We start from the raw sequence: 24,283 nt of genomic DNA, 5'->3' as shown, positions 1-24,283 counted from the left end.
CGTGGCGCACTTCTACCTGGTCGACGAGCTGGTCGCCGCCGAGGTCGGCTCGAGCGTCGAGCTGACCGGTTCCGAGGCCCGACACGCGGTCACGGTCAGCCGGGTGCGGGTGGGCGAGCCGCTGACCCTCGGCAACGGACGGGGGCTGGTGGTCCAGGGCGAGGTGTCCGAGGCGGCCCCCGAACGGCTGGTGCTGCTCGCGACCCGGGTCGTCCGGCACGAACCGCCGACGACGCGGCTGGTCCTCGCCCAGGCGCTGGCCAAGGGCGACCGCGACGAACTCGCCGTGCAGGCCGCGACCGAGCTCGGCGTCGACGAGATCGTCCCGTGGGCCGCGGCGCGCAGCATCTCCCGCTGGGAGGGCCCCAAGGTCGCCAAGGGCCTCACCCGCTGGTCGTCGATCGTGCGCGAGGCGACCAAGCAGTCGATCCGTCCCTGGTCGCCCGAGGTCTCGGGGCTCGCGACGACGCGGCAGCTGGCCGAGCGCGCCTCCCGCGATCTCGTCCTCGTGCTCGAGCCGTCGGCCGAGCAGGCGCTCACGGCGGTCGACCTGACCGCAGGAGGCGCGGTGCCCGACCGCGTCGTCGTGGTCGTCGGTCCCGAGGGCGGGGTGTCGCCCGCCGAGCTGCACCAGCTCGCCGAGGCGGGTGCCCGCGCGGTGCGCCTCGGGGACGCCGTCCTGCGGACCTCCACGGCCGGTCCCGCCGCGCTGTCCGTGCTGAGCGCGCGACTCGGTCGCTGGTGACCTCGACGCCCCCCGGGGCCGTGTCGGCGGTCGTCGCTACGATGGGCAGCATGTCCGAGACCTCCGACGAGCCCACCGTCTTCAGCCGCATCGTCGCGCGCGAGATCCCCGCCGACATCGTCTTCGAGAGCGACGCGGTCATCGCCTTCCGCGACATCGCGCCCCGGGCGCCGGTCCACCTGCTCGTGGTGCCCAAGACCCAGGCGTACCGCGACGTCGTCGAACTCGCCGCGGGCGACCCGGCATTGCTCGCCGAACTGGTGGCGACCGCGTCCCGGCTCGCGGCCGACCCGGCAGCGTTCGGGGAACACTCCGGGTCCGAGTTCCGTTTGATCTTCAACACCGGCGCATCCGCCGGGCAGACCGTGTTCCACGTGCACGCCCATGTGCTCGGTGGACCCCTGGAGGAAGGCACCCTTGCCCACTAGCGACACGAACGCCACCGGCCCCTCGACACCGACGACGGGTGACGACGTCCGTCGCGTCGACGTGACCGTCGACGGCGTCGCCATGGTCCAGCTCCTGGGCCCGCAAGACCGCCTGCTGCGTGCGGTCGAGAAGCAGTACCCCGACGTCCGCGTGCTCGTCCGCGGCAACGAGGTCACCCTCGAGGGGCCCTCGTCGGCCGTCGGCAGGGCCGAGGGCCTCGTCGACGAGCTCGTCTCGATGGTCCGCGGCGGTCACGACCTCGGCCCGGCCGACGTCGCGACGTCGGCCCGTCTGCTCGACTCGGGGCAGGGCAGCCCGTCCGAGGTCTTCGGGCAGCCGATCGTCACCAGCCGCGGCAAGGGGGTCCGGGCGAAGACTCGGGGCCAGAAGGACTACGTCGACGCGATCGACCAGCACACCATCACCTTCGGCATCGGCCCGGCCGGCACCGGCAAGACCTACCTGGCGATGGCCAAGGCCGTCCAGGCGTTGCAGCGCCGCGAGGTCCAGCGCATCATCCTGACGCGCCCCGCGGTCGAGGCCGGCGAGCGGTTGGGCTTCCTCCCCGGCACGCTGACCGACAAGATCGATCCGTACCTCCGGCCGCTCTACGACGCCCTGAACGAGATGATGGACCCCGAGATCGTGCCCAAGCTGCTCGCGGCCGGCACCGTCGAGGTCGCCCCTCTCGCGTACATGCGCGGTCGAACCCTCAACGACGCGTTCGTCGTGCTCGACGAGGCGCAGAACACCACGCCCGAGCAGATGAAGATGTTCCTCACCCGTCTCGGATTCGGCTCGCGCATGGTCGTGACGGGCGACGTCACCCAGGTCGACCTGCCCACCGGCGCCAGCGGCCTCCAGCTCGTCACGACGGTGCTCGACGACATCGACGACATCCACTTCGCCCGTCTCACCAGCGACGACGTGGTGCGGCACACGCTCGTGGGCCGCATCGTCGACGCGTACACGACCTACGACGCCGAGCGTCAGGCCCAGCAGCACCGCCGTCTCGAGGCGGCGGACCAGCAGGCCGACGCTCGCGACCGCCTGCCGAAGAAGGGAGCCCGGTGAGCATCGAGGTCGCCAACGAATCCGCCGTCGAGGTCGACGAGGCCACGATCCAACGTCTGGCCACCTTCGCGCTCGACCAGATGCACGTGCACCCCGAGGCCGAACTCGCGATCGTGTTCGTCGACGAGGCGGCGATGGAGCAGCTCCACGTCCAGTGGATGGACGAACCCGGTCCGACCGACGTGCTGAGCTTCCCGATGGACGAACTGCGACCCGGCACCGAAGACGAACCCACGCCGGCCGGCCTGCTCGGCGACATCGTCGTGTGTCCGCAGGTGGCCGTGGCCCAGGCCGCCACGGCGGGGCACACCCCGCTCGACGAGATGCTCCTCCTCACCTGTCACGGCATCCTGCACCTCCTCGGTTTCGACCACGCCGAACCCGACGACGAGCGTGAGATGTTCGGTCTGCAGCGCGAGATCCTCGCGGCCTTCGCCGCGTCCGACACGAGTCGGTGACGCCGTGATGGTCACGGTCTTCGTCGTCGTGGCGGTCTTCCTGGTGGTCTTCGGCGGCCTCCTGGCCGCCGCCGACTCGGCACTCGGCGTCCTCAGCCGCCAGGACCTCCTCGACGAGGCGGACGACGATCCGCGTCATGCGACGGCGTTGACCGCCATCGCCGCCGACGTCGGGGCGCACGTCAACGCCGTCAACTTCGTGCGCATCCTCGCCGAGACGTCGGCGGCCGTCCTCGTGTCGCTGTCGTTCGCCTTCTCGGTCGAGCCGTGGTGGCTGGCCCTGCTGCTCTCGGCTCTCATCATGACGGTCGTGTCGTTCGTCCTCGTGGGCTCCAGCCCGCGCAGCGTCGGTCGGGCCCACGCCCGCGGCCTCGTGCGTCTGACCTCGGGTCTCGTGCGGTTCGTCCGGGTCGTGCTCGGGCCCCTGGCCGACGCCTTGGTGGCGGTCGGCAACCGGGTGACCCCCGGACGTCCGCGCAGCGCGTCGTTCTCCTCCGAAGAGCAGTTGCTCAGCATGGTCGACGAAGCCACCGAGCTCGACGTCCTCGAAGAGGACGACCGCGAGCTCATCCACTCGATCTTCGAGTTCAGCGACACGGTGGTCCGCGAGGTGATGGTGCCCCGCACCGACATGGTCACCCTCGACGCCACCGCGTCGGTCGGTTCGGCGATGAGCCTCTTCCTCGGTCGAGGCGTGTCGCGGGTCCCGGTCGTCGGTCGCGACTCCGACGACGTCGTCGGGATCGTCTACCTGCGCGATCTCGCCCGGCGGTTGCACGAGCACAGCGGCGACGACTCGGCCCCGGTGACGACGCTCGCCCGCCCGGCCGTCTTCGTGCCCGAGTCCAAGAAGGCCGACGACGCCCTCCGGCAGATGCAGCTCGACAAGAACCATCTCGCGATGGTCGTGGACGAGTACGGCGGCATCGCCGGCCTCGTCACGCTCGAGGACCTCATCGAAGAACTCGTCGGCGACATCAGCGACGAGTACGACCGCGAGGTCGCCCCGCAACGCGAGGTCTCCGCGGGGGTCTTCCGGGTGAGTGCCCGTCTCCCCGTCGACGAACTCGGCGATCTCTTCGGCCTCGAACTCGACGACGACGACGTGGACTCGGTGGGAGGGCTGCTCACCAAGGTCCTGGGACGACTGCCCGAGCAGGGCTCGGTCGTCCGCGTGTCGGGCCTCGTCCTCACGGCCGACCGCACCGAAGGGCGTCGGCACGACCTGCAGACCGTGCTCGTCGAGCGCGATCCCGACCTCGCGGACGCCCAGGCCGCGTTCGCCGACGCCGCTCGCGACGACTGAGCGTCCGTTCGTCGCGACCCTCCACCTCCCACCCGTTCCCGCACGTTCACGAAAGGCCCCCATGTCGACCACCGGAGACGACCTCACCCCCTCGGCCGCGCCTCCTCGGGGCTCGACCTACCGCGCGGGGTTCGTCTCGTTCGTCGGGCGGCCCAACGTCGGCAAGTCGACGCTGACCAACGCCCTCGTGGGGCAGAAGGTGGCCATCACCTCGTCGAAGCCCCAGACGACTCGACGAGCGATCCGCGGCATCGTGCACCAGGCGACCGGCCAGCTCGTCCTGGTCGACACCCCGGGCATGCACCGTCCGCGCACGCTGCTCGGCGAGAGGCTCAACGACATCGTCCAGACCACCCTCGGCGACGTCGACGTGATCGGGTTCTGCGTGCCGGCCGACGAGAAGCTCGGGCCGGGGGACCGGTTCATCAACGAGCAGCTCGACCAGTACCCGCGGGCCAAGAAGGTCGCGATCGTCACCAAGACCGACGCCACGTCTCGGCCGGCCGTCGCCGAGCAGTTGCTCGCGGTCAGCCGTCTGCGCGACTGGGAGGCCATCATCCCGCTGTCCGCGGTCAGCGACGTGCAGCTCGACGTCCTCACGGCCGAGCTGATCAAGCTCATGCCGCTGTCACAGCCCCTCTACCCGTCCGATGCGGTCACCGAAGAAGGCCTGACCGACCGGGTGGCCGAGTACGTCCGCGAGGCCGCGCTCGAGGGCGTGCAGGACGAGCTGCCGCACTCGCTCGCGGTGACCATCGACGACATTGTCGAGCGTGACGACAAGGACCTCCTCGAGATCTACGCCAACCTCTTCGTCGAGCGCGACAGCCAGAAGGCCATCGTCATCGGCAAGGGCGGTCAGCGCCTGCGCGAGGTGGGCGAGCGTGCCCGCGCGCAGATCGAGCCGCTCGTCGGCAAGCATGTGTTCCTGTCGATCCGGGTGAAGGTCGCCAAGGACTGGCAGCGCGACCCGAAGCAGCTCGGTCGACTGGGGTTCTGACGCCCCCTCCCGGTGGTCCGGCCCCGTCCCGGGCAGGAGGGTCGTCCTCGTCCCTGCGGATGATCGTGGTGGTCCCGAGGTCGTTCGCGCACGGCGGCCGCCCCGGACGGGCCGCCGTAGGTCGTACGGTGGTCGGGTGATCTTCCGACGCCTCGCGCCCTACCAGGTCGCCGTCGACCTGTCGGCGGCGTTCCTGCTCGGCGTGGTCGGCCTGGTGTTGTCCGACGGCGTCGTGACGACCCCGTTCGTCGTGCTGGGCATGACGGTCACGTTCGCCCTGCGCCGCCTGTCGCCGGGGCTCGCCCTGACCCTCGCCTGGCTGGTCGCCGCGTCCCAGATGATCACGGGCAGCACGCCGGGTGTCACGAACCTCGCGATCTGCGCGGTGCTGTACTCCACGGCGGCGTACGGCACGGACCGGGTGAAGTGGTCGGGCCTGGTCTCCGTGGGCGTGGGTGCCCTCCTGGGCACGTTCTACCTCTCGTTCGTGCAGCAGAGCCTGTTCGGCGTCGACTACGACATCTACGCGGTGACCGACGTCGTCCGCATCCTCCTACAGCTGGGGATCAGCCTCCTCGGATTCCTCGCCCTGCTCGGTCTGCCCTGGGCCGGGGGACTGCTGGCCCGGGCGCGATGGTCCGAGCGGCTCAGCCGTGAGGCTCGGCTCATCGCCGAGCGCGAGACCGCCCGGGCCGAGAACGACGCCGCGCGGGCCGAACGCGAGGCCGCCCGGGCCGAGCGGGACATCGCCGTCGAGCAGGAACGCAACCGGATCGCCCGGGACATGCACGACGTCGTCGCCCACTCGCTGGCCGTCGTCATCGCCCAGGCCGACGGGGCTCGTTACGCCGCCCGGGTCGACCCGACCTCGGTCGACGGGGCGCTCACGACGATCGCGACGACGGCCCGGGAGGCCCTCGGCGACGTCCGGGTGCTGCTCGGTCAGCTGCGGCACAGCCAGGGCGAGGCGCCCCAGCCCGCCCTCGGCGACCTCGACCGTCTGCTCGACCAGATGCGCGGGTCGGGTCTCACGGTCGACCTGCTCGTGACGGGCGAACCCCAGGTGCTCGGGACCAACCGGCAACTCGCCGTGTTCCGCATCGTGCAGGAGAGCCTGACCAACGTCCTGCGGCACGGTGCCGTCGACCAGCCCGTCGGCCTCCACTTCGACTGGCGCTACGAGGCGTTGCACCTCGTGATCTCCAACGTCGTGCGGCCGCCGACGCGTCCGCTCGACACGTCCGGCGACGAGCGGCGGGGCGGCCACGGGCTCGACGGCATGCGGGAGCGCGCCACCCTGGCGGGCGGCTCGCTCACCACCCAGAACGCCGACGGACGCTTCGTCGTCCACGCCATCGTGCCGACCCTGGCACTGACCCAAGAGGTACGCATCCGATGATCGACATGCCCGGCCGTTCGACGGCACCCATCCGCGTCGCCCTGGTCGACGACCAGGCCCTGTTCCGTGCAGGCATCAAGATGCTGGTCGGCTCGCAGCCCGACCTCGAGTTCGTCGGCGAGGCCAGCAACGGCGAGGAGGGCGTGGCGATGGTCGGGCGCACCGCTCCCGACGTCGTCCTCATGGACATCCGCATGCCGGTGATGGACGGCATCGCGGCCACCACCGCCGTCCTGGCGCAGGCCGAGGCGGCCTCCCGCCGTCCGCCGCGCATCATCGTGCTGACGACCTTCGACCTCGACGAGGCCGCCACCCGCGCCATCCGGGGAGGCGCGAGCGGTTTCGTCCTGAAGGACGCCGACCCCGAGTTCCTGCTCGCCGCGATCCGCACCGTGCACGCGGGCAACGCCGTGATCGCGGCGTCGGCCACGCGAGAACTCTTCGAGCACTTCGACGGCCGGGCGTCACGCGCCCGGGCCGTGCCCGCGTCGTTCGGCACCCTGACCACCCGGGAACGCGACATCTTCGACCTCGCGGCGCGGGGCCTCAGCAACGCCGAGATCGCGTCGCGGGAGTTCCTCAGCGAGGCGACGGTCAAGACCCACATCAGTCGGGTCCTCTCGAAGTTGTCCCTGCGCGACCGGGTGCAACTGGTGGTCTACGCGTACGAACACGGGCTCGCCGAGTAGTTCGGCTGGAGCCGGCTGCCACGGCCGTCGCCGACGGGGCGCCCCGGTGCGACGTGTCGGTGCCGTGTGGTGGCTGATCACACCTGATGAGGCTGCTGAGACCGGGCGGCACGGCTCGTGCCGAGAGGCTCCGAGGCGGCAGAGTGTCACCTGGGTGGCCATCACCCCGATCCTCCGCCGAAAGAAGCTCTCGCATGGACTGGTTGCTGTCGGTTCCGCTCTTGTCCACGACGATGCTGCTGGCGGTGGACGTCGTCGCCGCCCTCGTCGCCGTCGGGCTCCTCGTCCGCCCGCGGACCCGACGCACGTGGTGGCGGTGGATCGCCCTCGCGGTCCTGCTCGGGGCCGGCCTCGGCGCCCTCACGACCTGGTGGCTCGGCGACGTACGCGACGTGCTGGGCCTGTCACCCACCTGGGTGGATCGCCTCTGGGTCGCCGCCGTGGTCGCCGGCGTCGCTGTCGTCGTCGTCAACCTGTTCCGCACCCGGTGGTGGCGGAAGCTCGTGGCCGTCCTGGCCGTCCTGGTCTTCGCCCTGGCCGGGGGCCTCGCCCTGAACCGGGACGGCGGCGTCTACCAGAACCCGTCCCAGGCGCTCGGTCGGGACGAGGTGCCCGCCCTCCCGCCGACCGCCGCCGCGCCTTCGTCCGCGGCGCCCGGCTCGACGGAGTTCGACCCGACCCTCTGGTCGACCTGGAAGGCCCCCGCCGATGTCCCGGCCGTGGGACGGTACGGCAGCGTGGCCATCCCCGGCGCCGTCTCGCACTTCCCCGCCCGTGACGCCGTCGTCTACCTGCCCCCGGCGGCCCTCGTGGCCGACGCCCCCGCCCTTCCGGTGATGATCATGCTCTCGGGACAACCGGCCGAACCGAGTTCGGTGATCACGGCCGGCCACCTCGTCGGGACCCTGGACGCCTTCGCGGCGAAGAACCACGGGCTCGCGCCGATCGTCGTCGTGCCCGACCAGCTGAGCGCCGACGCCCACAACCCGATGTGCGTCGACGGCGCCCTGGGCAACAGCGCCACCTACATCACCACCGATGTGGTCGACTACATGACGAGTCACTTCCACGTCGCCACCGGGCCGCGGGCATGGGCGATCGGTGGGTTCTCGCAGGGGGGCACCTGCTCGATCCAGTTCGCGTCGGCGCGGCCCGACCTGTTCTCGACCTTCATCGACGTGTCGGGTGAGCTCGGCCCCTCGATCGGCGACGAGAAGACCACGATCGACCAGGGCTTCGCCGGCAACCGAGCGGCCTACGAGGCGGCCCAACCGCAGGCGATCATGGCCGCGCACGGGCCCTACGCGGACACCGCGGCGTTCTTCGCCGTCGGTGCCACGGACGGACGGTACGGCCAGATCATGACCGCGAACTCGGCGGCCGCGGCGAAGGCCGGCATGACGGTGACGCGCTACGTCTCCCCGGGCAGCGGGCACGACTGGACGACCGCGACGAACGGCTTCGCCCACGGCATCGGACGGTTCTACCCGCGCCTCGGCCTGAGCGCGACGGTGCAGACACCGTGAGCGGCGAGCTGGCCGGCGCCGACGCCGGTGCCGGCGCCGGCGCCGGCGCCGACGAACCGACGGTGCCGACGACCTCCACGACGGCACCCCCCGGGCCGGCACCCCGCGAGCCCGACCCCCACGAGCCCGACCCCCACGAGCCGGGGCGTGCGCGCCGGTTCGTGGAAGGCGTCGCGACCCACGTGGTGGCGTTCGTCGGCGGCCGTCCCGTCAGTCTCGCCCTCGCGCTGCTGCTCGTCGTGCTCGCGCTCGCCTCGGGCAGCGTGACGCATGCGCCGAGCGAGCGGCTGCGCGACCTCGTCGGAGCGGGTCTCGACCCCTTCGAGGACCGCACCTCGTGGCTGCTCGTCGTCGGCTCGGTGTTCTTCGCCGGCAGTCCCGCGCAGCTCGTCCTGGCCGTGGTCGGCGTGCTCGTCCTCGTGGGCGCCGCCGAGCGTCGCATGGGCTGGTCCCGCACGGTGGCCGCCTACCTGGTGACGGCCGTCGTCGCGACCGGGGTCGGCGTGGCGGTGCAGGCCCTGGGGCAGGCGGTCGGCGAGGCCTGGGCCCTCGAGGTGGCGGCCGAGTCCACCCTCCACCCGCTCACCCCCGCCCTCGGAACGATCATGACCGCCAGCGCGTTCTCCGGACCCCTCTGGCGACGGCGCATCCGGCTGGTCGGATTCTCGTGCGTGTTCGCCTTCGTGCTCTACGACGGGCACCCGTCCGGTCTCTACGCGCTGATCGGCGCCCTCGTCGGGCTCGCGTTCGGGGTGGTGCTGACCGGTCGCCCCGCCGAACGCGGCTGGTCGCGCAGTTCGCACCACGAGGTACGCCGCCTCGCGTCGACCATCGTCGCGGTGACCGCGCTGGGTCCCGTCCTGACCCTCCTCACCCGCAGCCCGATCGGAGCCCTCTCGCCCCTCGGCATGCTGTTCCGCGACGTCCTCCCCGGGCGGTCGCTCTCGGCCGCGTGCGCGGCCGCGGGACAGGGCGCACCGGACCGGCACGCGCCTCCGATCGGAGCCTGCGCGCGCGCCGCGGCCCTCGCCGGGATCGACACCGTCCCGACGGTCCTGCTGAGCCTGCTGCCGCTGGCCGTGCTGCTGCTCTGCGCCTGGTACCTGCGGCGGGGTCGTCGCCTCGCCCTCGACGTGGCCGTCGCGGTCAACGGGCTCCTCGCCCTCTTCGCCGGTCTGTACTACGTGGTGCTGCCCGTCACGACCGATCCGGTGGTCGACCAGCCCCGACACGTGGTCGAGAGGGTGGTGCTCGCCGGGCTGGCGGTCGCCGTGCCGGCCGCGGTGGCCCTCGGGCTGTTCCTCCTGCGCCGTCATTTCGGCGTCGGTGCCGAGGGGACGCGACGACCGCGGTTCGCGCTCGTCGTCGTGCTGTCGGGTCTGGTGCTGGCGGTGACGTTCGCCGTCGTCGGGTGGCTGGGGCGCGCCTCCTTCGTCCCGACGATCGAACCGTGGACGTTGCTGCTGGACGTGCCCGAACGCTTCGTGCCGGTCGGGTTCGTCGGGCTCACCCGCATCGGACCGGTGCCGGACGGCGGGCTCGTCCGGGCTGCCTTCGAGTGGGTGGGGCCGGTCTGGTGGCTCGTCGTCCTGGTCGGGCTCGGGGTGGGCGCGACCCGGCCGGGGGACGTCCGTCCCGACGCGGCGCGCACCCAGGTGCGCGACATCGTCCACCGGGGGACCCCCGGCACGCTGTCCCACATGGCCCTCTGGGAGGGCAACCGGTACTGGTTCACGGAGGACGGCCTCGCCGCGGTCGCCTATCGCGTCGTCGCGGGCATCGCGATCACCACGGGCGGGCCGCTCTGTGCGGCCGACCGGCTCCGCGAGGTGACCCGCGAGTTCGCCCGGTGGTGCGACGACCAGGGCCTCACCCCGGTCTTCTACAGCGTGCGCGGCGAGCTCTCGCCCGTCTACGACGAGATGGGGTGGGCGACGCTGCCCGTCGGCGAGGAGACGGTGCTGCACCCGGCCACCTTCGCGATGACGGGCAAGAAGTGGCAGGACGTCCGGTCGAGCATCAATCGTGCGACGAAGAACGGCGTCCGGGCCGAATGGACCCGGTACGCCGACCTCCGTCCCGCCGTCGCCCGCCAGATCGGCGAGATCAGCGAGCAGTGGGTCGCCGAGAAGGACCTGCCCGAGATGGGCTTCACCCTCGGCGGCGTCGACGAGTTGCGCGACCCCGACGTGGCGCTGATGCTCGCCCTCGACGAGGACGACTCGGTCCAGGCCGTGACGAGCTGGTTGCCCTCGTGGCGCGACGGGGTCGTCGTCGGCTGGACGCTCGACTTCATGCGGCGTCGGCCGGACAGCATGAACGGCGTCATGGAGTTCGTCATCGCCTCGTCGGCCCTGGCGATGAAGGAGCAGGGCGTCGAGTTCCTGAGCCTGTCGGCGGCACCGCTGGCGACCGGTGCGCCGTCCGCAGGGCCGTCGACGCAGACGGAGCGCGTGCTCACCTTCCTCGGTCGCGTGCTGGAGCCGGCCTACGGGTTCCGGACCCTCCTGGCGTTCAAGAAGAAGTTCCAGCCCGACTTCGTCCCGCTCGTCATGGCGTTCCCCGATCCGGTGCAGCTCCCGGCCATCGGCACGGCGCTAGGCCGCGCCTACCTGCCCGACCTCTCGGTCGGGGCCGTCGTGCGGCTCGTCCGCACGGTGGTCTGATCGGGCGGGGGAGCCGAGGAGGCGCGGTGCCGGCCCGCGACGACCCGCGCCTCCTCGGTCGGTGCTAGCCTCGTCACGTGTTCACCGGCCTGCTCCTCCTTAGCTGCCGCGGCGAGTCCTGACCCAGGCCCCCCTCGTCGCGGAGTTCGTCGTCGGCCGACACCCCCGCGAAGAGCAGCCCCTCGAGGGCGAGAGAGACCACAGGACATGAAGAACGCACAGCAGCCGTCGGCCATGCCGATCCACAAGTACCGGCCCTTCCACGAGCAGATCGCCGTCGACCTGCCCGACCGCACCTGGCCGTCGAAGCGCATCACCGAGGCACCCCGCTGGTGCGCCGTCGACCTGCGCGACGGCAACCAGGCGCTGATCGACCCGATGAGCCCGGAGCGCAAGCGCATCATGTTCGACCTGCTGGTCGGCATGGGCTACAAAGAGATCGAGGTCGGCTTCCCGAGCGCCTCGCAGACCGACTTCGACTTCGTCCGCAGCCTCATCGACGAGGGGGCCATCCCCGACGACGTCACGATCCAGGTGCTGACCCAGGCGCGCGAGCACCTGATCGCCCGCACCTACGAGTCGATCGCCGGCGCCAAGCAGGCCATCGTCCACCTGTACAACTCGACGAGCGTGCTGCAACGGGACGTCGTGTTCCGCACCGACCGGCAGGGCATCGTCGACATCGCCCTCGAGGGCGTCCGCCTGTGCCTCGAGGCCGAGAAGACCATCCCCGAGACGGCCGTGTTCTACGAGTACTCGCCCGAGAGCTACACCGGCACCGAGCTCGACTTCGCGCTCGACATCTGCAACCAGGTGATCGAGGCCTTCGACGCGACGCCCTCGCGACCGGTGATCGTCAACCTGCCGGCGACCGTCGAGATGGCGACCCCCAACGTCTACGCCGACTCGATCGAGTGGATGCACCGTCACCTGGCCCGTCGCGACAGCGTCATCCTGTCGCTGCACCCGCACAACGACCGGGGCACCGGCATCGCGGCCGCCGAGCTGGGCTACCTGGCCGGCGCCGACCGCATCGAGGGCTGCCTCTTCGGCAACGGCGAGCGCACGGGCAACGTCGACCTCGTCGCGCTGGGCATCAACCTGTTCACCCAGGGCATCGACCCGCAGATCGACTTCAGCGACCTCGACATGGTCAAGCGCACCGCCGAGCACTGCAACCAGCTGCCCGTGCACGAGCGCAGCCCGTGGGCCGGCGACCTCGTCTACACGGCGTTCTCCGGTTCGCACCAGGACGCCATCAAGAAGGGCTTCGAGGCCATGGCCGCCACCGCGGCGTCGCGCGGGGTCGACGTCGACGCGCTCGAGTGGGCGGTGCCGTACCTGCCGGTCGACCCCAAAGACCTGGGACGCAGCTACGAGGCGGTCATCCGCGTCAACTCGCAGTCGGGCAAGGGCGGCGTGGCCTACCTGTTGAAGGCCGACCATGCCATCGACCTGCCACGCAAGCTGCAGATCGAGTTCAGCGGCGTCGTGCAGTCGCGTACCGACCAGGAGGGGGGCGAGATGACGAGCGCCCACATCTGGTCGATCTTCCAGGACGAGTACCTCCCCGCCGACGCGGCCGACGACAAGTGGGGTCGCTTCGAGTTGACCCGGACGAGCACCGCGAGCGACATGTCGGGCGAGACCGTGCTCGACGTCGACCTGCGGGTCGGCGAGACGGTCGAGTCGACGTCGGCCCGGGGCACGGGGCCCATCGCGGCGTTCATCGCCGTCCTCGCCGAGCAGGGCGTCCAGGTCAAGCTGTACGACTACGTCGAGCACACCCTCAGCGCCTCGGGCGACGCCCAGGCCGCGGCCTACGTCGAGCTCGACGTCGACGGCACCCGGCTCTGGGGAGTCGGCATCGACGCCGACATCTCGACGGCGTCGCTCAAGGCCATCGTCTCGGCGGTGAACCGCGCCATCCGCACGACGACCGACGTGCGCGAGCTCGCGTCGGTCTGAGCGGCCGCCCCGTCCCGTCCCGACCCGACCCGCCCCCAGTGCCCTCGCGGTGCCGGGGGCGTCGTCGTGCCGGCGGTGTCGCGCCTGCGGGTGTCGGCAACGCCTGCCTCGTGTAGCGCGCAGGCGCCGATGTGCGGCGTGTCGGGGTGCGCTGGCGCAGGGGGCAGGAGTTCCCGATGGGTGCGGGCAACTCCTGCCCGGTGTCGTGCGGGGGTGCGGGTGTGCGGCGTGTCGGGGTGTGCTGGCGCAGGGGGCAGGAGTTGCCGACGGGTGCGGGCAACTCCTGCCTGGTGTCGCCCGCGGGTGCGGCTGTGCGGCGTGTCCGGGTGTGCTGGCGCAGGGGGCAGGAGTTGCCGACGGGTGCGGGCAACTCTTGCCCGGTGTCGTGCGGGGGTGCGGGTGTGCGGCGTGTCCGGGTGTGCTGGCGCAGGGGGCAGGAGTTGTCGCAGGGTGCGGGCAAGTCCTGCCTGGTGTCGCCCGCGGGGGCCGATGTGCGGCGTGTCCGGGTGTGCTGGCACAGAGGGCAGGAGTTCCCGACGGGTGCGGCCCGGGCCCGACGGGGTGCGGCCCGGGTCCGACGAGGGCCGACGGGTCCGACGAGGGGCGAGCGGCCGGGCCCCGGGACCGGGCGTCGAGACCGGGCAGCCGGACTCAGCGCGGACGACGCCAGCGGGGCAGCCGGCTGAGGGCGCGCTGCTCGGGCAGGGTCCAGCCGAACCGTACCGCCAGCATGCGGATGACCAGGGTGATCGACGTGCCCGCGATCGCGGAGACGGCCACGGGTGCGCCGAGCGTCACGGCCACGACCAGCACGACGGTGCCGCCGGCCGCCGCCACGGCGTAGAGCGATCCCACGTGCATCATCGCGATGGTGAGGTTCATCAGCAGGTCGCGGAGCACCGAGCCGCCGACGGCCGCGATGACCCCGACGAACACGGCCGGGATCTCGGGCAGTCCGAGCGAGAGGGCCTTGGTCGACCCGATCGCGCCGAGCAGGCCGATGGTCAGCGCGTCGAGCACGGTGATGACCCCGGCCAGGCGGGTGAACACGCGCTGGAGCGCCATGCCGACGATCGCCGCGGCGACGGCGACGAGCAGGTACCAGTTGCTCGACATGGCGCGCGGCACCTCGCCGAGGAGCACGTCGCGCAGCACGCCGCCGCCGAGCCCGGTGGCGATCCCGATGATGGCGATGCCGAGCAGGTCGAGACGGCGGTCCTTGTACTCCGACGCGAACATCGCCCCCTGCAGGCTGCCGATGCCGACGGCGAGGAGGTCCACCCACAGGGGTACGGCGAAGGCTGTGGCGTGCACCTGACGTTTGTACCACGCGTGCGATGCTTGGTCGGTGCCCGTCTACCGTGATGAATGCGTCGTGCTGCGCACCCACAAGCTGGGTGAGGCCGACCGCATCCTCACGATGCTCAGCCGCAACCACGGCAAGATCCGGGCCGTGGCCAAGGGCGTCCGACGCACGGCGTCGAAGTTCGGGGCGCGCCTCGAGCCGATGATGGTCGCCGACCTGCAGCTCTACGAGGGCCGCTCGCTCGACATCGTGCAGCAGGCCGAGTCGCTCGGCTCGTACGGTGCCGTGATCGCGGCCGACTACGAGAGCTACACGGCCGGCAGCGTGATGGTCGAGACGGCCGACAAGCTGACCGAGGCCGAGGCGGGTCTGCAGCAGTACCTCCTGCTCGTCGGGGCCCTCCGCTCGCTCGCGCGGCACGAGCACGCGCCCCAGCTCACGCTCGACTCGTACCTCTTGCGTGCGCTCAGCATCGCGGGCTGGTCGCCGAGCTTCGGCGACTGCGCCGTGACCGGTGCCCCCGGGCCGCACTCGGCCTTCGTCGTCCAGCTCGGTGGCGTGGTGGCCGACTCGCACGCGCCTCCCGGCGCTCCGCGCTTGACGCAGGAGGCGCTGGCCCTGTTGGGCGCGCTGCTCACGGGGGACTGGGACCACGCCGAGGACGCACCCGACGCGACCCGCAACCAGGCGAGCGGCGTCGTCGCCGCCTACACGCAGTGGCACCTCGAACGGGGACTGCGATCGCTGCAGCACGTCGACCGGGTGCCCGGAAGAGAGAGACCGTGAAGAAGACCCACCGCGACGCCGCCGACTTCCGCCCCCTCGACTGGACCGGCGTCCACCCGCCCGAGATGCCGCGGGGCGCCGTGCCCGAGCACGTCGCGATCGTGATGGACGGCAACGGCCGCTGGGCGAACGGGCGCGGGCTCACCCGCGTCGAGGGCCACAAGGCCGGCGAGATGTCGCTGCTCGACGTGGTCGCCGGGGCGATCCAGATCGGCGTGAAGCACCTCAGCGTGTACGCGTTCTCGACCGAGAACTGGAAGCGCTCGCCCGACGAGGTGCGCTTCCTGATGGGCTTCAACCGTGACGTGCTGCACCGACGTCGCGACCAGCTGAACGCTTGGGGCGTGCGGGTCCGCTGGGCCGGGCGGAAGCCGCGGCTGTGGGGGTCGGTGATCAGGGAACTGCAGTTCGCCGAAGAGCTGACCAAGGGCAACGACGTCCTGACGTTGACGATGTGCGTCAACTACGGCGGGCGGACCGAGATCGCCGACGCGGTGCGCTCGATCGCCGACGACGTCGCCGCCGGTCGGCTCAAGCCCTCGGCCGTCGGCGAGAAGCTGATCCAGAAGCGGCTGTACGCTCCCGAACTGCCCGACGTCGACCTCTTCGTGCGCAGCTCGGGCGAGCAGCGCACGAGCAACTTCATGCTCTGGCAGTCCGCCTACGCCGAGATGGTGTTCCTCGACCGGCTGTGGCCGGACTTCACCCGGACCGACCTCTGGCAGGCCGTCGAGACCTACGCCTCGCGCACCCGTCGTTTCGGGGGAGCGGTGGACGCCCCCGGCCCGGCCTGACCGGACGCCCGTCAGAACTGGATGTTCGCGCCCAGGAAGATCCGCTCGGCCGGCCACAGGAACTGCAGGGTCAGCGGTCCGTCGCTCGCCCGGTGGAACCAGGCGTTGGCGAAGACGGTCGACTCGCCCGGCAGCAGGTACCAGTTCGCGCTGTCCGCCGGGAACTTCGACTCGAGCGAGGTCTCGTAGCCCAGCTGGGTCAACAGATCCTGCCCGGCGAAGACGTCCTGTGTGGCGAGGTCGTTGCCGTACGACGAGTAGTCGGCGCTCAGGTCGGTCAGGTCGAGCCGACGCTGCGAGTTGTTCGTCAGCACGTAGGCCGTGACCTCGACGTCGGTGCCCGCGGGGTAGGGGTCGGTGCCGTCGGGGCGGGCGTAGATCGAGGGCGCCGAGGTCGTCAGCTCGCCGACGCCGTAGACGTAGATGGTGAGGTCCTTGTAGTTGACCTGGCCGAGCAGCGTGCCCCCGGGGGCGAGGGCGTCGGGCTGCGACCCCGTGCCGCCGCCGGTGCCGGGAGCCCCGGTGACCTGGGGCTGCGGCGCGCCGGTGGCTCCCGGGCCGGGGGTCGACGCCGATCCGCCCGCACCGGCCGGGGTGAGGTCGTCGAGGCTCGGGAAGCAGCCGGTCAGCCCGACGAGGGCCAGCACCGAGACGGCGATGCCGACGGTCAGTCTTGTGCGCACGACCTGCACCTCTCCTGGTTCGTCGGGCCAGCCTAACCCGGCCCCGTGGACGGCTCGCCCCGTGGCACCGGCACGAGGCCCAGCGCGTCGCCGTCCACCTGCTCGAAGGCGTCGAGGACCGCCCGCACGCTCGGCACGCGGTCGCCGCCACGCCCGTGGACCACGTGCACGACGCGGGCGAGGCCGTCGTCGAGCTCCACCACCCGCACCCCGCGAGGCACGGCGGCGGACACGAGCGAGAGCCCCGGGAGCAGGGCGACGCCCAGGCCCGCCGCGACGAGGCCGAGCACGGCCAGGGCGTTGTCGGTCTCGAGCACGATCTCGGGCTCGAACCCGGACGCGGCGCAGGTCGCGAGCAGGTGGCCCCGGCAGCGGGGGCATCCGCCGATCCACCTCTCGTGCGCGAGGCCGCCGAAGTCGTCGCCTCGCGTGAACGGGTGGGCCGACGGCACGGCGAGCACCGTGCGGTCGACGAAGGAGGCGCGGTGCAGCAACCCGTCGAGGTCGCGTTCGCCCCCGGGGTCGCCCCCGTGACGGAAGGTGACCGCGACGTCCGCCGAGCCGTCGCGCAGTCGTGCCAGCGCCTCCGGGGGTTCCGCCTCGACGTAGTCGACCGTGAGGCCCGGGTGCCGGTCGCGCAGGCGCGAGAGCACGTCGGGGACGATCGTCGACGACGCGCTGGGGAACCCGGCCAGGGTGACGTGGCCCGTGGCGACGCCGCCCAGGTCGTCGAGGTCCTGCCGCGCGGCGTCGAGGGCCGCCTGCACGTGGACGGCGTGCTCGGCGAGCCTGTGCCCGGCCTCGGTGAGGGCGACGCCGCGCCCGGCGCGGAGCACGAGCGGTTGCCCGACCTGGCGTTCGGCTCGACGCAGCTGCTGGCTGACGGCGGGCTGACTGTAGCCGAGCAGGGCGGCCGCCGCCGTGATGCTGCCGGTGTCGGCCACGGCGCGGACGACGCGCAGGGACGCGAGGTCGAGATCGTCGGGCACGGACGAATCATAAGCCGCGGTGATGATCGTCCTCAGACACTGGTGGTTGTCTTCCGGTCTCGACGGGGGGAGCCTGAGGACATGACCGCGTCCCGACCCGACCTCTTCGCCCCCGCACCGGGTTATCTGGCCGCCTGCACCATGGGCCTGCCGATGCGGTCCACGATCGAGGCGTCGCGCGCCGACCTCGACCGGTGGTCGTCCGGTCGGGCCGGCCCGGCCGCCTACGGCGCCGTCGTCGAGGAGGCGCGCGCGGCCTTCGCGCGGCTGGCCCGGGTCGGCGTCGACCGCGTGGCCATCGCGTCGCAGACGTCGGCGATGGTCGCCGTTATCGCGGCCTCGGTCCCGGACGGCGCCGAGGTGCTGGTGCCCACGGGCGACTTCAGCTCGATCGTCTACCCCTTCGTGGTGCAGGAGGCGCGGGGCGTCCGGGTGCGGAGCGTCCCGCTGGCCGAGTTGGCCGGCTCCGTCGGGCCCGGCACGCACCTCGTGGCCTGGTCGGCCGTCCAGTCCGCCACCGGCGAGGTCGCCGACGACGCCGCCATCGTCGCCGCGGCGTCCCGACACGGGGCGTTGACGCTGTGCGACCTCACGCAGGCGGCCGGCGTGCGGCCCGTCGACGCCTCGCGGTACGACGCCAGCGTCACGCATGCCTACAAGTGGTTGTGCTGCCCGCGAGGGGTGGCGTTCCTCACCGTGGGGGAGCGGCTGCAGGAGGCCATGGTCCCGGCCCAGGCCGGCTGGTACGCGGGCGACGACGTGTGGGCCTCGTGCTACGGCCCCGACATGAGCCTCGCCACGGACGCGCGGGCCTTCGACGTGTCGCCCGCCTGGCAGGCCTGGGCCGGGGCGCTGCCCGCGCTCACGACGTTCGCTGCGCTCGACCCCGACGAGACCTGGGCGCACGCCGCCGGGACGGGCGACGCGCTCTGCTCGCGGCTCGGGATCGAGGCGCAGGGCCGCGCGATCGTGACCTGGGCCGATCCCGACGGACGCGACCAGCGCCTCCTCGGCGACGCCGGTCTCGTGGTCTCGGGGCGCGCCGGTCGCGTCCGCGTGGCCTTCCACCTCTGGAACGACGAGGGCGACGTCGAGGCCGTCGCCGTCGCGCTCGGCCGGTGACGCACCGCCGGTAGAGTTGCCGGGTACCTCGACCGACCGGGCACCCAGCTCGGGCCTCAACTCATCGGAGCATCACACGTGGCAGCACCCAACCGTCTCGATTCCGTCATCGCCCTGGCCAAGCGCCGCGGCTTCGTCTTCCAGTCGGGAGAGATCTACGGCGGTTCGCGCTCGGCTTGGGACTACGGGCCCCTCGGCGTCGCCCTGAAGGAGAACATCAAGCGTCAGTGGTGGCAGACCATGGTGCAGGGCCGCGACGACGTCGTCGGCCTCGACTCGGCGGTCATCCTGCCGCGCCAGGTGTGGGAGGCCTCCGGGCACGTCGAGGTCTTCAGCGACCCGCTGGTCGAGTCGCTGCACACCCACAAGCGCTACCGCGCCGACCACCTGCTCGAGGCGTACGAGGCCAAGCACGGCCACCCGCCCGAGAACGGCCTGGCCGACGTCCGCGACCCCGACACGGGCCAGCCCGGCTCGTGGACCGAACCGCAGAACTTCTCCGGTCTGCTCAAGACCTTCCTCGGCCCGGTCGACAACGAGCAGGGCATGGCGTACCTGCGACCCGAGACCGCGCAGGGCATCTTCACCAACTTCGACAACATCCTGCAGTCGTCGCGCATCAAGCCGCCGTTCGGCATCGGCCAGATCGGCAAGAGCTTCCGCAACGAGATCACGCCCGGCAACTTCATCTTCCGCACGCGCGAGTTCGAGCAGATGGAGATGGAGTTCTTCGTCGAGCCCGGCAGCGACGAAGAGTGGCACCAGTACTGGATCGACCAGCGGTTCCAGTGGTACGTCGACCTCGGCATCGACCCCGAGAACCTGCGCCTCTACGAGCACGCGGCCGAGAAGCTCTCGCACTACTCCAAGCGCACCGTCGACATCGAGTACCGCTTCCGGTTCGCCGGCGGCGAGTTCGGCGAGCTCGAGGGCATCGCGAACCGCACCGACTACGACCTCAAGACCCATGCCGCCGCTTCGGGCAAAGACCTGACCTACTTCGACCAGGCCAAGAACGAGCGCTGGACCCCCTACGTCATCGAGCCCGCGGCCGGTCTCACCCGCTCGCTCATGGCGTTCCTCGTCGACGCCTACACCGAGGACGAGGCGCCGAACGCCAAGGGCGGCGTCGACAAGCGCACCGTGCTGAAGCTCGACCGTCGCCTGGCACCGATCAAGGTGGCCGTGCTGCCCCTCAGCCGCAACGAGCAGCTGTCGCCGATGGCCCGCGGGCTCGCCGCCGACCTCCGCAAGTACTGGAACATCGACTTCGACGACGCGGGCGCCATCGGCCGGCGCTACCGCCGCCAGGACGAGATCGGCACGCCGTTCTGCGTCACCGTCGACTTCGACTCGCTCGAGGACGACGCCGTGACCGTGCGCGAGCGCGACACCATGGCCCAGCAGCGCATCCCCCTGGCCGGGCTGCGCGCCTACCTGGCCGAGCAGCTGCTCGGCGCGTAGCCGCCGGGGCGCCTCGCGCCCGCCCCTCCGCGACGGGCCCCGGTCGTGCACGCGTTGCACGACGGGGGCCCGTCTGTCGTCGGCAACTCCTGCCTCCTGCCGCGACCCGCGCCGCCCACACGGCGTGTCGCGGGCCCACGAGGCACGGGGCAGGAGTTGCCGTCGCCCGAGTCACAGTCCCCGCGACGAGGTCTCGGCCCCAGGGGAGCGATGTGCCGCCGCCGTCCCCAAGCCGCCCTCGGACGCCCCGGGAGAGGGGCACCGCTCGGCACGCTGTCGGCATGACCACGATCGCCGAACTCGTCTCCGATGCCGGTGGCCTGCTGCACAAGCGTGACCTGGTCGCGCTGGGTGCCACGGACCGCCACCTGACCGTCGCCGTGCGCGCCCGCACGGTCCGTCGTCCCCGACGTGGCTGGTACTCGACGTGGCCGCCCGACGACCCGAGGTTCGTCGCCGTCGTAGTGGGTGGCCGGCTCACCGGGGCAGCCGCCCTGCACCAACTCGGTGCCTGGTCGTGGCGACGCCCGCGGATCACGGTCTCGGTACCCGAGACCGCCTCCCGCCTCCGACGTCGACGGGGCGTCCGGGTGGTCTGGGACCCCGTCGCTCTGGGAGCCCGAGGCTCGACCTGGATGGTGGACCCACGTGACGCCCTCGCCCGCGCGGTCGTCGAGGCGGCATCGCTCGAGGACGCGGTGATCCTGGTCGACTGGGCCCGCAGCATCGGCCTCGTCACCGACGACGAGGACGCCGCCGAGGTCCTCGCCCGGAAGCGTGCCGATGCCGCGGGCCTGGTGGCCTGGAGCGACGGGGGAGCACAGAGCATCCTCGAGTCGGCGGCCGGGACGCGGCTCCGGTTGGCCGGGCACCACGTCGTGCGGCAGGTGCCCGTCGGCACCACGGGCAAGGTCCTCGACATGCTCGTCGACGGCATCGTCGGTCTCGAGACCGACGGTCGCGAGCACCACGAGAGGCGGTTCGACCAGGACCGCCTCAAGGACGCCGACATCGCTCTGGACGGGCTCGTCCCGTTCCGCGCGGGGACGATCATGGTGCGTGACCTGTGGGCTCGCACCTCGGCCGCGATCGACGCCCTGGTGGCCACGGCGGGTGGCCCCACGCCCGGGTCACGTGTCGGCAACTCCTGCACGCCCCGGGTGCTCGGCCCCCGCGGCCGCAGGAACTGGCGGCTCGCCGTACCCGGGCAGCGCACGAGGCAGGAGTTGCCGACAAGGGAGGCGCCGGAGGGGGGTAGAGGGACGGCGCGGGGAATGGCGGGGCACGGCCGAGGGTTGGGCCTGCCGTGACCGCAGACCCAGCCACCCCGTCCGCGACCGTCAAGGTCGACATCTGGTCCGACATCGCCTGCCCGTGGTGCTTCATCGGCAAGCGCAAGTTCGAGGAGGCCGTGCGACGTTTCGACGGCCCCGTCGAGGTCGAGTACCACTCGTTCGAGCTCTCGCCCGACACCCCGGTCGACTTCGAGGGCGACGAGGTCGACTTCCTCTCGAAGCACAAGGGCATGCCCGCCGACCAGGTCCGCGGCATGCTCGACACCGTCGCCGGCATCGCGTCCGAGGTCGGCCTCGCCTACGACTTCGAGCACCTGCAGCACACCAACACGGTCAAGGCGCACGAGCTGCTCCACTTCGCCAAGGCGAACGGGCGTCAGGCCGAGATGAAGGAACGCCTCCTCCACGCCTACTTCGAGGAGGGCCGCCACGTGGGCCGCGTCGACGATCTCGTCACGTTGGCCGCCGAGGTCGGCCTCGACGAGCAGGAGGCGCGCGAAGCTCTCGAGACCGGGCGTCACCTCGACGACGTGCGGTCCGACCAGGCCCAGGCGCAGGCCTTCGGCATCACCGGCGTCCCGTTCTTCGTCCTCGACGGCAAGTACGGCATCTCGGGCGCCCAGGCTCCCGAGACGTTCGTCCAGGCCCTCGAGCAGGTCGCCTCCGAGGTGGCCCGATGAGCGATTCCCGCGAGGCCGGGGCCGGGTCGGGGGCCGGGCTCGCGACGCCGTCCGCGCCGTTGACCATGCTCGGTGCACCGGACGCCGTCGCCTGTGAGGGGGACTCCTGTCTGGTCGTCCCCCCGGTCGCCGAGGGCACGTCCGCGGTCGGGTCCCCGGCCGCCGAGCCCGGGAGGCGCGGCGTCAGTCGCTGACGTCGGCCACGGTCGCGTCGTACGCGGCGACGAGGTCGTCGGCCTCGACGAAGGCGCTGAAGCCGTGGGCTCCGGCACCCAGGGCGACGCGCCTCCCCACGATTCGGGAGTCCGCGACCACGGGCCACGCGGTCGAGCTGCCCAGGGGGGTGATGGTGCCCCGCTCGTATCCGGTGACCTCGAGGGCGACGTCGGCGCTCGGCATCGACAGCTTGTTGACGCCCACGACGGCTCGGAGCTTTGCCCACGAGATCTGTCGGTCGCCCGGCAGGAGCGCGAACAAGAACGAGCCGTCGTGTCGCTTGACCACCAGGCTCTTCACGATGTCGGACGGTTGCAGCCCGAGCAGAGCGGCAGCGGCCTCGAGCGAGTCGGCCGCGGGGCGCGCGACGATCTCGACCGCGAGACCGCGCGCAGCGGCGTCTTCCCGCACCCGGTCCGTGCCGTCGAGTCGACCCTGGTCGCCCCCGACGTCCGCGTCGTCCACACCACTCGTCAGCCCGCCGTCGCTCATGGGAGAATCGTAACGATGTCCACCACCACCCTGCCCTCGCGCGGCCTCTCGATCGGACCGATCGACGTGGCCTCGCCCGTCGTGCTCGCCCCCATGGCCGGAATCACCAACACGGCGTACCGCCGCCTCTGTCGCGAGTACGGCGCCGGCCTCTACGTGAGCGAGATGATCACGAGTCGGGCGCTGGTCGAGCGCACGCCCGAGTCGATGCGCCTCATCCAGCACCACGAGTCCGAGACGCCGCGCAGCATCCAGCTCTACGGCGTCGAGCCGAACACGGTGGCCGAGGCGGTCACCATGCTCGTCGCCGAGGACCGTGCCGACCACATCGACCTCAACTTCGGCTGCCCGGTGCCCAAGGTCACGCGCAAGGGCGGCGGCTCGGCCCTCCCCTGGAAGATCGGCCTCTTCCGCGAGATCGTCGAGGGTGCCGTCAAGGCCGCCGGCGACATCCCGCTGACCGTCAAGATGCGCAAGGGCATCGACGACGACCACCTCACCTATCTCGAGGCCGGTCGAGCCGCCCAGGGGGCCGGCGTCGCGAGCATCGCGCTGCACGCCCGCACGGCTGCCGATTTCTACTCGGGCACCGCCGACTGGTCCGCCATCGCCACCCTGAAGCAGACCGTGACCGACGTGCCGGTCCTCGGCAACGGCGACATCTGGTCGGCGGCCGACGCCCTGCGCATGGTCGACGAGACCGGGTGTGACGGCGTCGTCGTGGGTCGCGGCTGCCTCGGTCGGCCGTGGCTGTTCGGCGACCTCGCCGCGGCCTTCCGCGGCGAGGACCTGAAGGCCGAGCCGACGCTCGGCGAGGTGGGACGGGCCTTCCGGCGCCACGCCGAACTCATGGTCGAGTTCTGGTCGGGCGACGAGGGCCGCGCCTGCCGTGACATGCGCAAGCACGTCGCGTGGTACTTCAAGGGCTACCCCGTGGGCGGTGAGGTCCGGGCGGCTCTCGCCCTGGCCGACTCGTTGCAGCAGATCGACGACCTGCTCGCCACGATGGACCCCCACGAGCGGTACCCCGGCGAGGCGGCCGAGGGGCCGCGTGGCCGTGCGGGCAGCCCGAAGCGGCCCGCCCTGCCCGACCGCTGGCTCGAGAGCCGCGAGCTCGACGAGGCCTTCAAGGCCGAGCTCGCCGCGGCCGAGCTGCACCACAGCGGCGGCTAGGCACCCCCTCCCGAGATCCCTTC

23 protein-coding genes are annotated in these 24,283 nt (G+C 71.9%); 19 read left to right on the top strand and 4 right to left on the bottom strand.

Annotated elements, in window-relative coordinates:
* The first annotated feature begins 1 nt into the window (after position 1).
* The 11 genes from ACVJ1F_RS01940 to leuA all read left to right on the top strand — a co-directional run bounded on the left by ACVJ1F_RS01940 (position 2) and on the right by leuA (position 13,260).
* Positions 2-745, top strand: coding sequence for a 16S rRNA (uracil(1498)-N(3))-methyltransferase (locus ACVJ1F_RS01940; protein WP_456884350.1), 744 nt, complete (start codon positions 2-4; stop codon positions 743-745).
* Positions 746-795: 50 nt separating this feature from the next.
* Positions 796-1,173 carry a histidine triad nucleotide-binding protein gene (locus ACVJ1F_RS01935; protein ID WP_056047543.1) on the top strand — a complete coding sequence of 126 codons (378 nt, stop codon included), beginning with the start codon at positions 796-798 and terminating at the stop codon, positions 1,171-1,173.
* Entirely contained in the window at positions 1,163-2,248 is a 1,086-nt protein-coding gene (locus ACVJ1F_RS01930; RefSeq protein ID WP_456884348.1) for a PhoH family protein, read from the top strand. The genes ACVJ1F_RS01935 and ACVJ1F_RS01930 overlap by 11 nt, the downstream gene beginning before the upstream one ends.
* Positions 2,245-2,706, top strand: a complete 462-nt coding sequence (ybeY, locus tag ACVJ1F_RS01925; protein WP_456884346.1) for an rRNA maturation RNase YbeY — start codon at positions 2,245-2,247, stop codon at positions 2,704-2,706. Before ACVJ1F_RS01930 ends, ybeY begins: the two co-directional genes overlap by 4 nt.
* A gap of 7 nt (positions 2,707-2,713) precedes the next feature.
* Positions 2,714-4,012: a hemolysin family protein gene (locus ACVJ1F_RS01920; RefSeq protein WP_052505052.1), complete on the top strand. Its 1,299-nt coding sequence runs from the start codon at positions 2,714-2,716 to the stop codon at positions 4,010-4,012.
* Between the two features lie 61 nt (positions 4,013-4,073).
* Entirely contained in the window at positions 4,074-5,012 is a 939-nt protein-coding gene (era, locus tag ACVJ1F_RS01915; RefSeq protein WP_456884345.1) for a GTPase Era, read from the top strand.
* A 136-nt stretch (positions 5,013-5,148) separates the two neighbouring features.
* Positions 5,149-6,411 (top strand): sensor histidine kinase, encoded by a 1,263-nt coding sequence (locus ACVJ1F_RS01910; RefSeq protein WP_456884343.1) that lies wholly within the window; start codon positions 5,149-5,151, stop codon positions 6,409-6,411.
* Positions 6,408-7,100 carry a response regulator gene (locus ACVJ1F_RS01905; RefSeq protein ID WP_402751707.1) on the top strand — a complete coding sequence of 231 codons (693 nt, stop codon included), beginning with the start codon at positions 6,408-6,410 and terminating at the stop codon, positions 7,098-7,100. Before ACVJ1F_RS01910 ends, ACVJ1F_RS01905 begins: the two co-directional genes overlap by 4 nt.
* A 194-nt stretch (positions 7,101-7,294) precedes the next feature.
* Complete coding sequence (locus tag ACVJ1F_RS01900) at positions 7,295-8,626, top strand: alpha/beta hydrolase (RefSeq protein WP_456884341.1); 1,332 nt, start codon at positions 7,295-7,297, stop codon at positions 8,624-8,626.
* Complete coding sequence (locus ACVJ1F_RS01895; protein WP_456884339.1) at positions 8,623-11,292, top strand: bifunctional lysylphosphatidylglycerol flippase/synthetase MprF; 2,670 nt, start codon at positions 8,623-8,625, stop codon at positions 11,290-11,292. Before ACVJ1F_RS01900 ends, ACVJ1F_RS01895 begins: the two co-directional genes overlap by 4 nt.
* A gap of 207 nt (positions 11,293-11,499) precedes the next feature.
* Positions 11,500-13,260 (top strand): 2-isopropylmalate synthase, encoded by a 1,761-nt coding sequence (gene leuA, locus ACVJ1F_RS01890; RefSeq protein ID WP_056045657.1) that lies wholly within the window; start codon positions 11,500-11,502, stop codon positions 13,258-13,260.
* A 651-nt stretch (positions 13,261-13,911) separates the two neighbouring features.
* Here the strand turns inward: leuA and ACVJ1F_RS01885 are convergent.
* Positions 13,912-14,574 carry a trimeric intracellular cation channel family protein gene (locus ACVJ1F_RS01885; RefSeq protein WP_056045653.1) on the bottom strand — a complete coding sequence of 221 codons (663 nt, stop codon included), beginning with the start codon at positions 14,572-14,574 and terminating at the stop codon, positions 13,912-13,914.
* A 34-nt stretch (positions 14,575-14,608) separates the two neighbouring features.
* Between ACVJ1F_RS01885 and recO the strand changes: the two genes are divergently transcribed.
* Both recO and ACVJ1F_RS01875 read left to right on the top strand, forming a co-directional pair.
* Positions 14,609-15,352 carry a DNA repair protein RecO gene (gene recO, locus ACVJ1F_RS01880; RefSeq protein ID WP_123570177.1) on the top strand — a complete coding sequence of 248 codons (744 nt, stop codon included), beginning with the start codon at positions 14,609-14,611 and terminating at the stop codon, positions 15,350-15,352.
* The gene (locus tag ACVJ1F_RS01875; RefSeq protein WP_056045644.1) at positions 15,349-16,146 is read left to right on the top strand and encodes an isoprenyl transferase; all 798 of its coding nucleotides are present in this window, start codon (positions 15,349-15,351) and stop codon (positions 16,144-16,146) included. The genes recO and ACVJ1F_RS01875 overlap by 4 nt, the downstream gene beginning before the upstream one ends.
* 11 nt (positions 16,147-16,157) lie before the next feature.
* Here the strand turns inward: ACVJ1F_RS01875 and ACVJ1F_RS01870 are convergent, their stop codons facing one another.
* Both ACVJ1F_RS01870 and ACVJ1F_RS01865 read right to left on the bottom strand, forming a co-directional pair.
* Positions 16,158-16,829, bottom strand: a complete 672-nt coding sequence (locus ACVJ1F_RS01870; RefSeq protein ID WP_148053616.1) for a hypothetical protein — start codon at positions 16,827-16,829, stop codon at positions 16,158-16,160.
* A 32-nt stretch (positions 16,830-16,861) separates the two neighbouring features.
* The gene (locus ACVJ1F_RS01865; RefSeq protein ID WP_456884336.1) at positions 16,862-17,818 is read right to left on the bottom strand and encodes a LysR family transcriptional regulator; all 957 of its coding nucleotides are present in this window, start codon (positions 17,816-17,818) and stop codon (positions 16,862-16,864) included.
* A gap of 81 nt (positions 17,819-17,899) precedes the next feature.
* Here ACVJ1F_RS01865 and ACVJ1F_RS01860 point away from each other — a divergent pair, with 81 nt between their 5' ends.
* The 5 genes from ACVJ1F_RS01860 (at position 17,900) to ACVJ1F_RS01840 (ending at position 22,573) form a co-directional block, all read left to right on the top strand.
* Positions 17,900-18,940 carry an aminotransferase class V-fold PLP-dependent enzyme gene (locus tag ACVJ1F_RS01860; RefSeq protein WP_456884335.1) on the top strand — a complete coding sequence of 347 codons (1,041 nt, stop codon included), beginning with the start codon at positions 17,900-17,902 and terminating at the stop codon, positions 18,938-18,940.
* Between the two features lie 78 nt (positions 18,941-19,018).
* Entirely contained in the window at positions 19,019-20,404 is a 1,386-nt protein-coding gene (locus ACVJ1F_RS01855) for a glycine--tRNA ligase (RefSeq protein ID WP_056045637.1), read from the top strand.
* Positions 20,405-20,685: 281 nt separating this feature from the next.
* Positions 20,686-21,714 (top strand): hypothetical protein, encoded by a 1,029-nt coding sequence (locus ACVJ1F_RS01850; RefSeq protein ID WP_456884333.1) that lies wholly within the window; start codon positions 20,686-20,688, stop codon positions 21,712-21,714.
* Positions 21,711-22,379 carry a DsbA family oxidoreductase gene (locus ACVJ1F_RS01845; RefSeq protein ID WP_159826441.1) on the top strand — a complete coding sequence of 223 codons (669 nt, stop codon included), beginning with the start codon at positions 21,711-21,713 and terminating at the stop codon, positions 22,377-22,379. Before ACVJ1F_RS01850 ends, ACVJ1F_RS01845 begins: the two co-directional genes overlap by 4 nt.
* Positions 22,376-22,573, top strand: coding sequence for a hypothetical protein (locus ACVJ1F_RS01840; RefSeq protein ID WP_123570174.1), 198 nt, complete (start codon positions 22,376-22,378; stop codon positions 22,571-22,573). The genes ACVJ1F_RS01845 and ACVJ1F_RS01840 overlap by 4 nt, the downstream gene beginning before the upstream one ends.
* On the opposite strand, the gene ACVJ1F_RS01835 is transcribed toward ACVJ1F_RS01840, so the two are convergent.
* Positions 22,563-23,087: an aminoacyl-tRNA deacylase gene (locus ACVJ1F_RS01835; RefSeq protein WP_456884332.1), complete on the bottom strand. Its 525-nt coding sequence runs from the start codon at positions 23,085-23,087 to the stop codon at positions 22,563-22,565. The two genes, ACVJ1F_RS01840 and ACVJ1F_RS01835, sit on opposite strands and share 11 nt — an antisense overlap.
* 15 nt (positions 23,088-23,102) lie before the next feature.
* Here ACVJ1F_RS01835 and dusB point away from each other — a divergent pair, with 15 nt between their 5' ends.
* Positions 23,103-24,260 carry a tRNA dihydrouridine synthase DusB gene (dusB, locus tag ACVJ1F_RS01830; protein WP_123570172.1) on the top strand — a complete coding sequence of 386 codons (1,158 nt, stop codon included), beginning with the start codon at positions 23,103-23,105 and terminating at the stop codon, positions 24,258-24,260.
* The last annotated feature ends 23 nt before the right edge of the window (positions 24,261-24,283 follow it).

The organism is Frigoribacterium sp. 2355, assembly GCF_054060695.1.
This window is presented reverse-complemented; position numbering and strand designations above follow the sequence as displayed.

Excerpts from the sequence above, each read along its gene's own strand:
- ACVJ1F_RS01935 (WP_056047543.1), top strand. The coding sequence starts at position 796 with ATGTCCGAGACCTCCGACGAGCCCACCGTCTTCAGCCGCATCGTCGCG.
- ACVJ1F_RS01920 (WP_052505052.1), top strand. The coding sequence starts at position 2,714 with ATGGTCACGGTCTTCGTCGTCGTGGCGGTCTTCCTGGTGGTCTTCGGC.
- era (WP_456884345.1), top strand. The coding sequence starts at position 4,074 with ATGTCGACCACCGGAGACGACCTCACCCCCTCGGCCGCGCCTCCTCGG.
- ACVJ1F_RS01905 (WP_402751707.1), top strand. The coding sequence starts at position 6,408 with ATGATCGACATGCCCGGCCGTTCGACGGCACCCATCCGCGTCGCCCTG.
- ACVJ1F_RS01900 (WP_456884341.1), top strand. The coding sequence starts at position 7,295 with ATGGACTGGTTGCTGTCGGTTCCGCTCTTGTCCACGACGATGCTGCTG.
- leuA (WP_056045657.1), top strand. The coding sequence starts at position 11,500 with ATGAAGAACGCACAGCAGCCGTCGGCCATGCCGATCCACAAGTACCGG.
- ACVJ1F_RS01860 (WP_456884335.1), top strand. The coding sequence starts at position 17,900 with ATGACCGCGTCCCGACCCGACCTCTTCGCCCCCGCACCGGGTTATCTG.
- ACVJ1F_RS01850 (WP_456884333.1), top strand. The coding sequence starts at position 20,686 with ATGACCACGATCGCCGAACTCGTCTCCGATGCCGGTGGCCTGCTGCAC.
- ACVJ1F_RS01840 (WP_123570174.1), top strand. The coding sequence starts at position 22,376 with ATGAGCGATTCCCGCGAGGCCGGGGCCGGGTCGGGGGCCGGGCTCGCG.
- ACVJ1F_RS01835 (WP_456884332.1), bottom strand. The coding sequence starts at position 23,087 with ATGAGCGACGGCGGGCTGACGAGTGGTGTGGACGACGCGGACGTCGGG.
- dusB (WP_123570172.1), top strand. The coding sequence starts at position 23,103 with ATGTCCACCACCACCCTGCCCTCGCGCGGCCTCTCGATCGGACCGATC.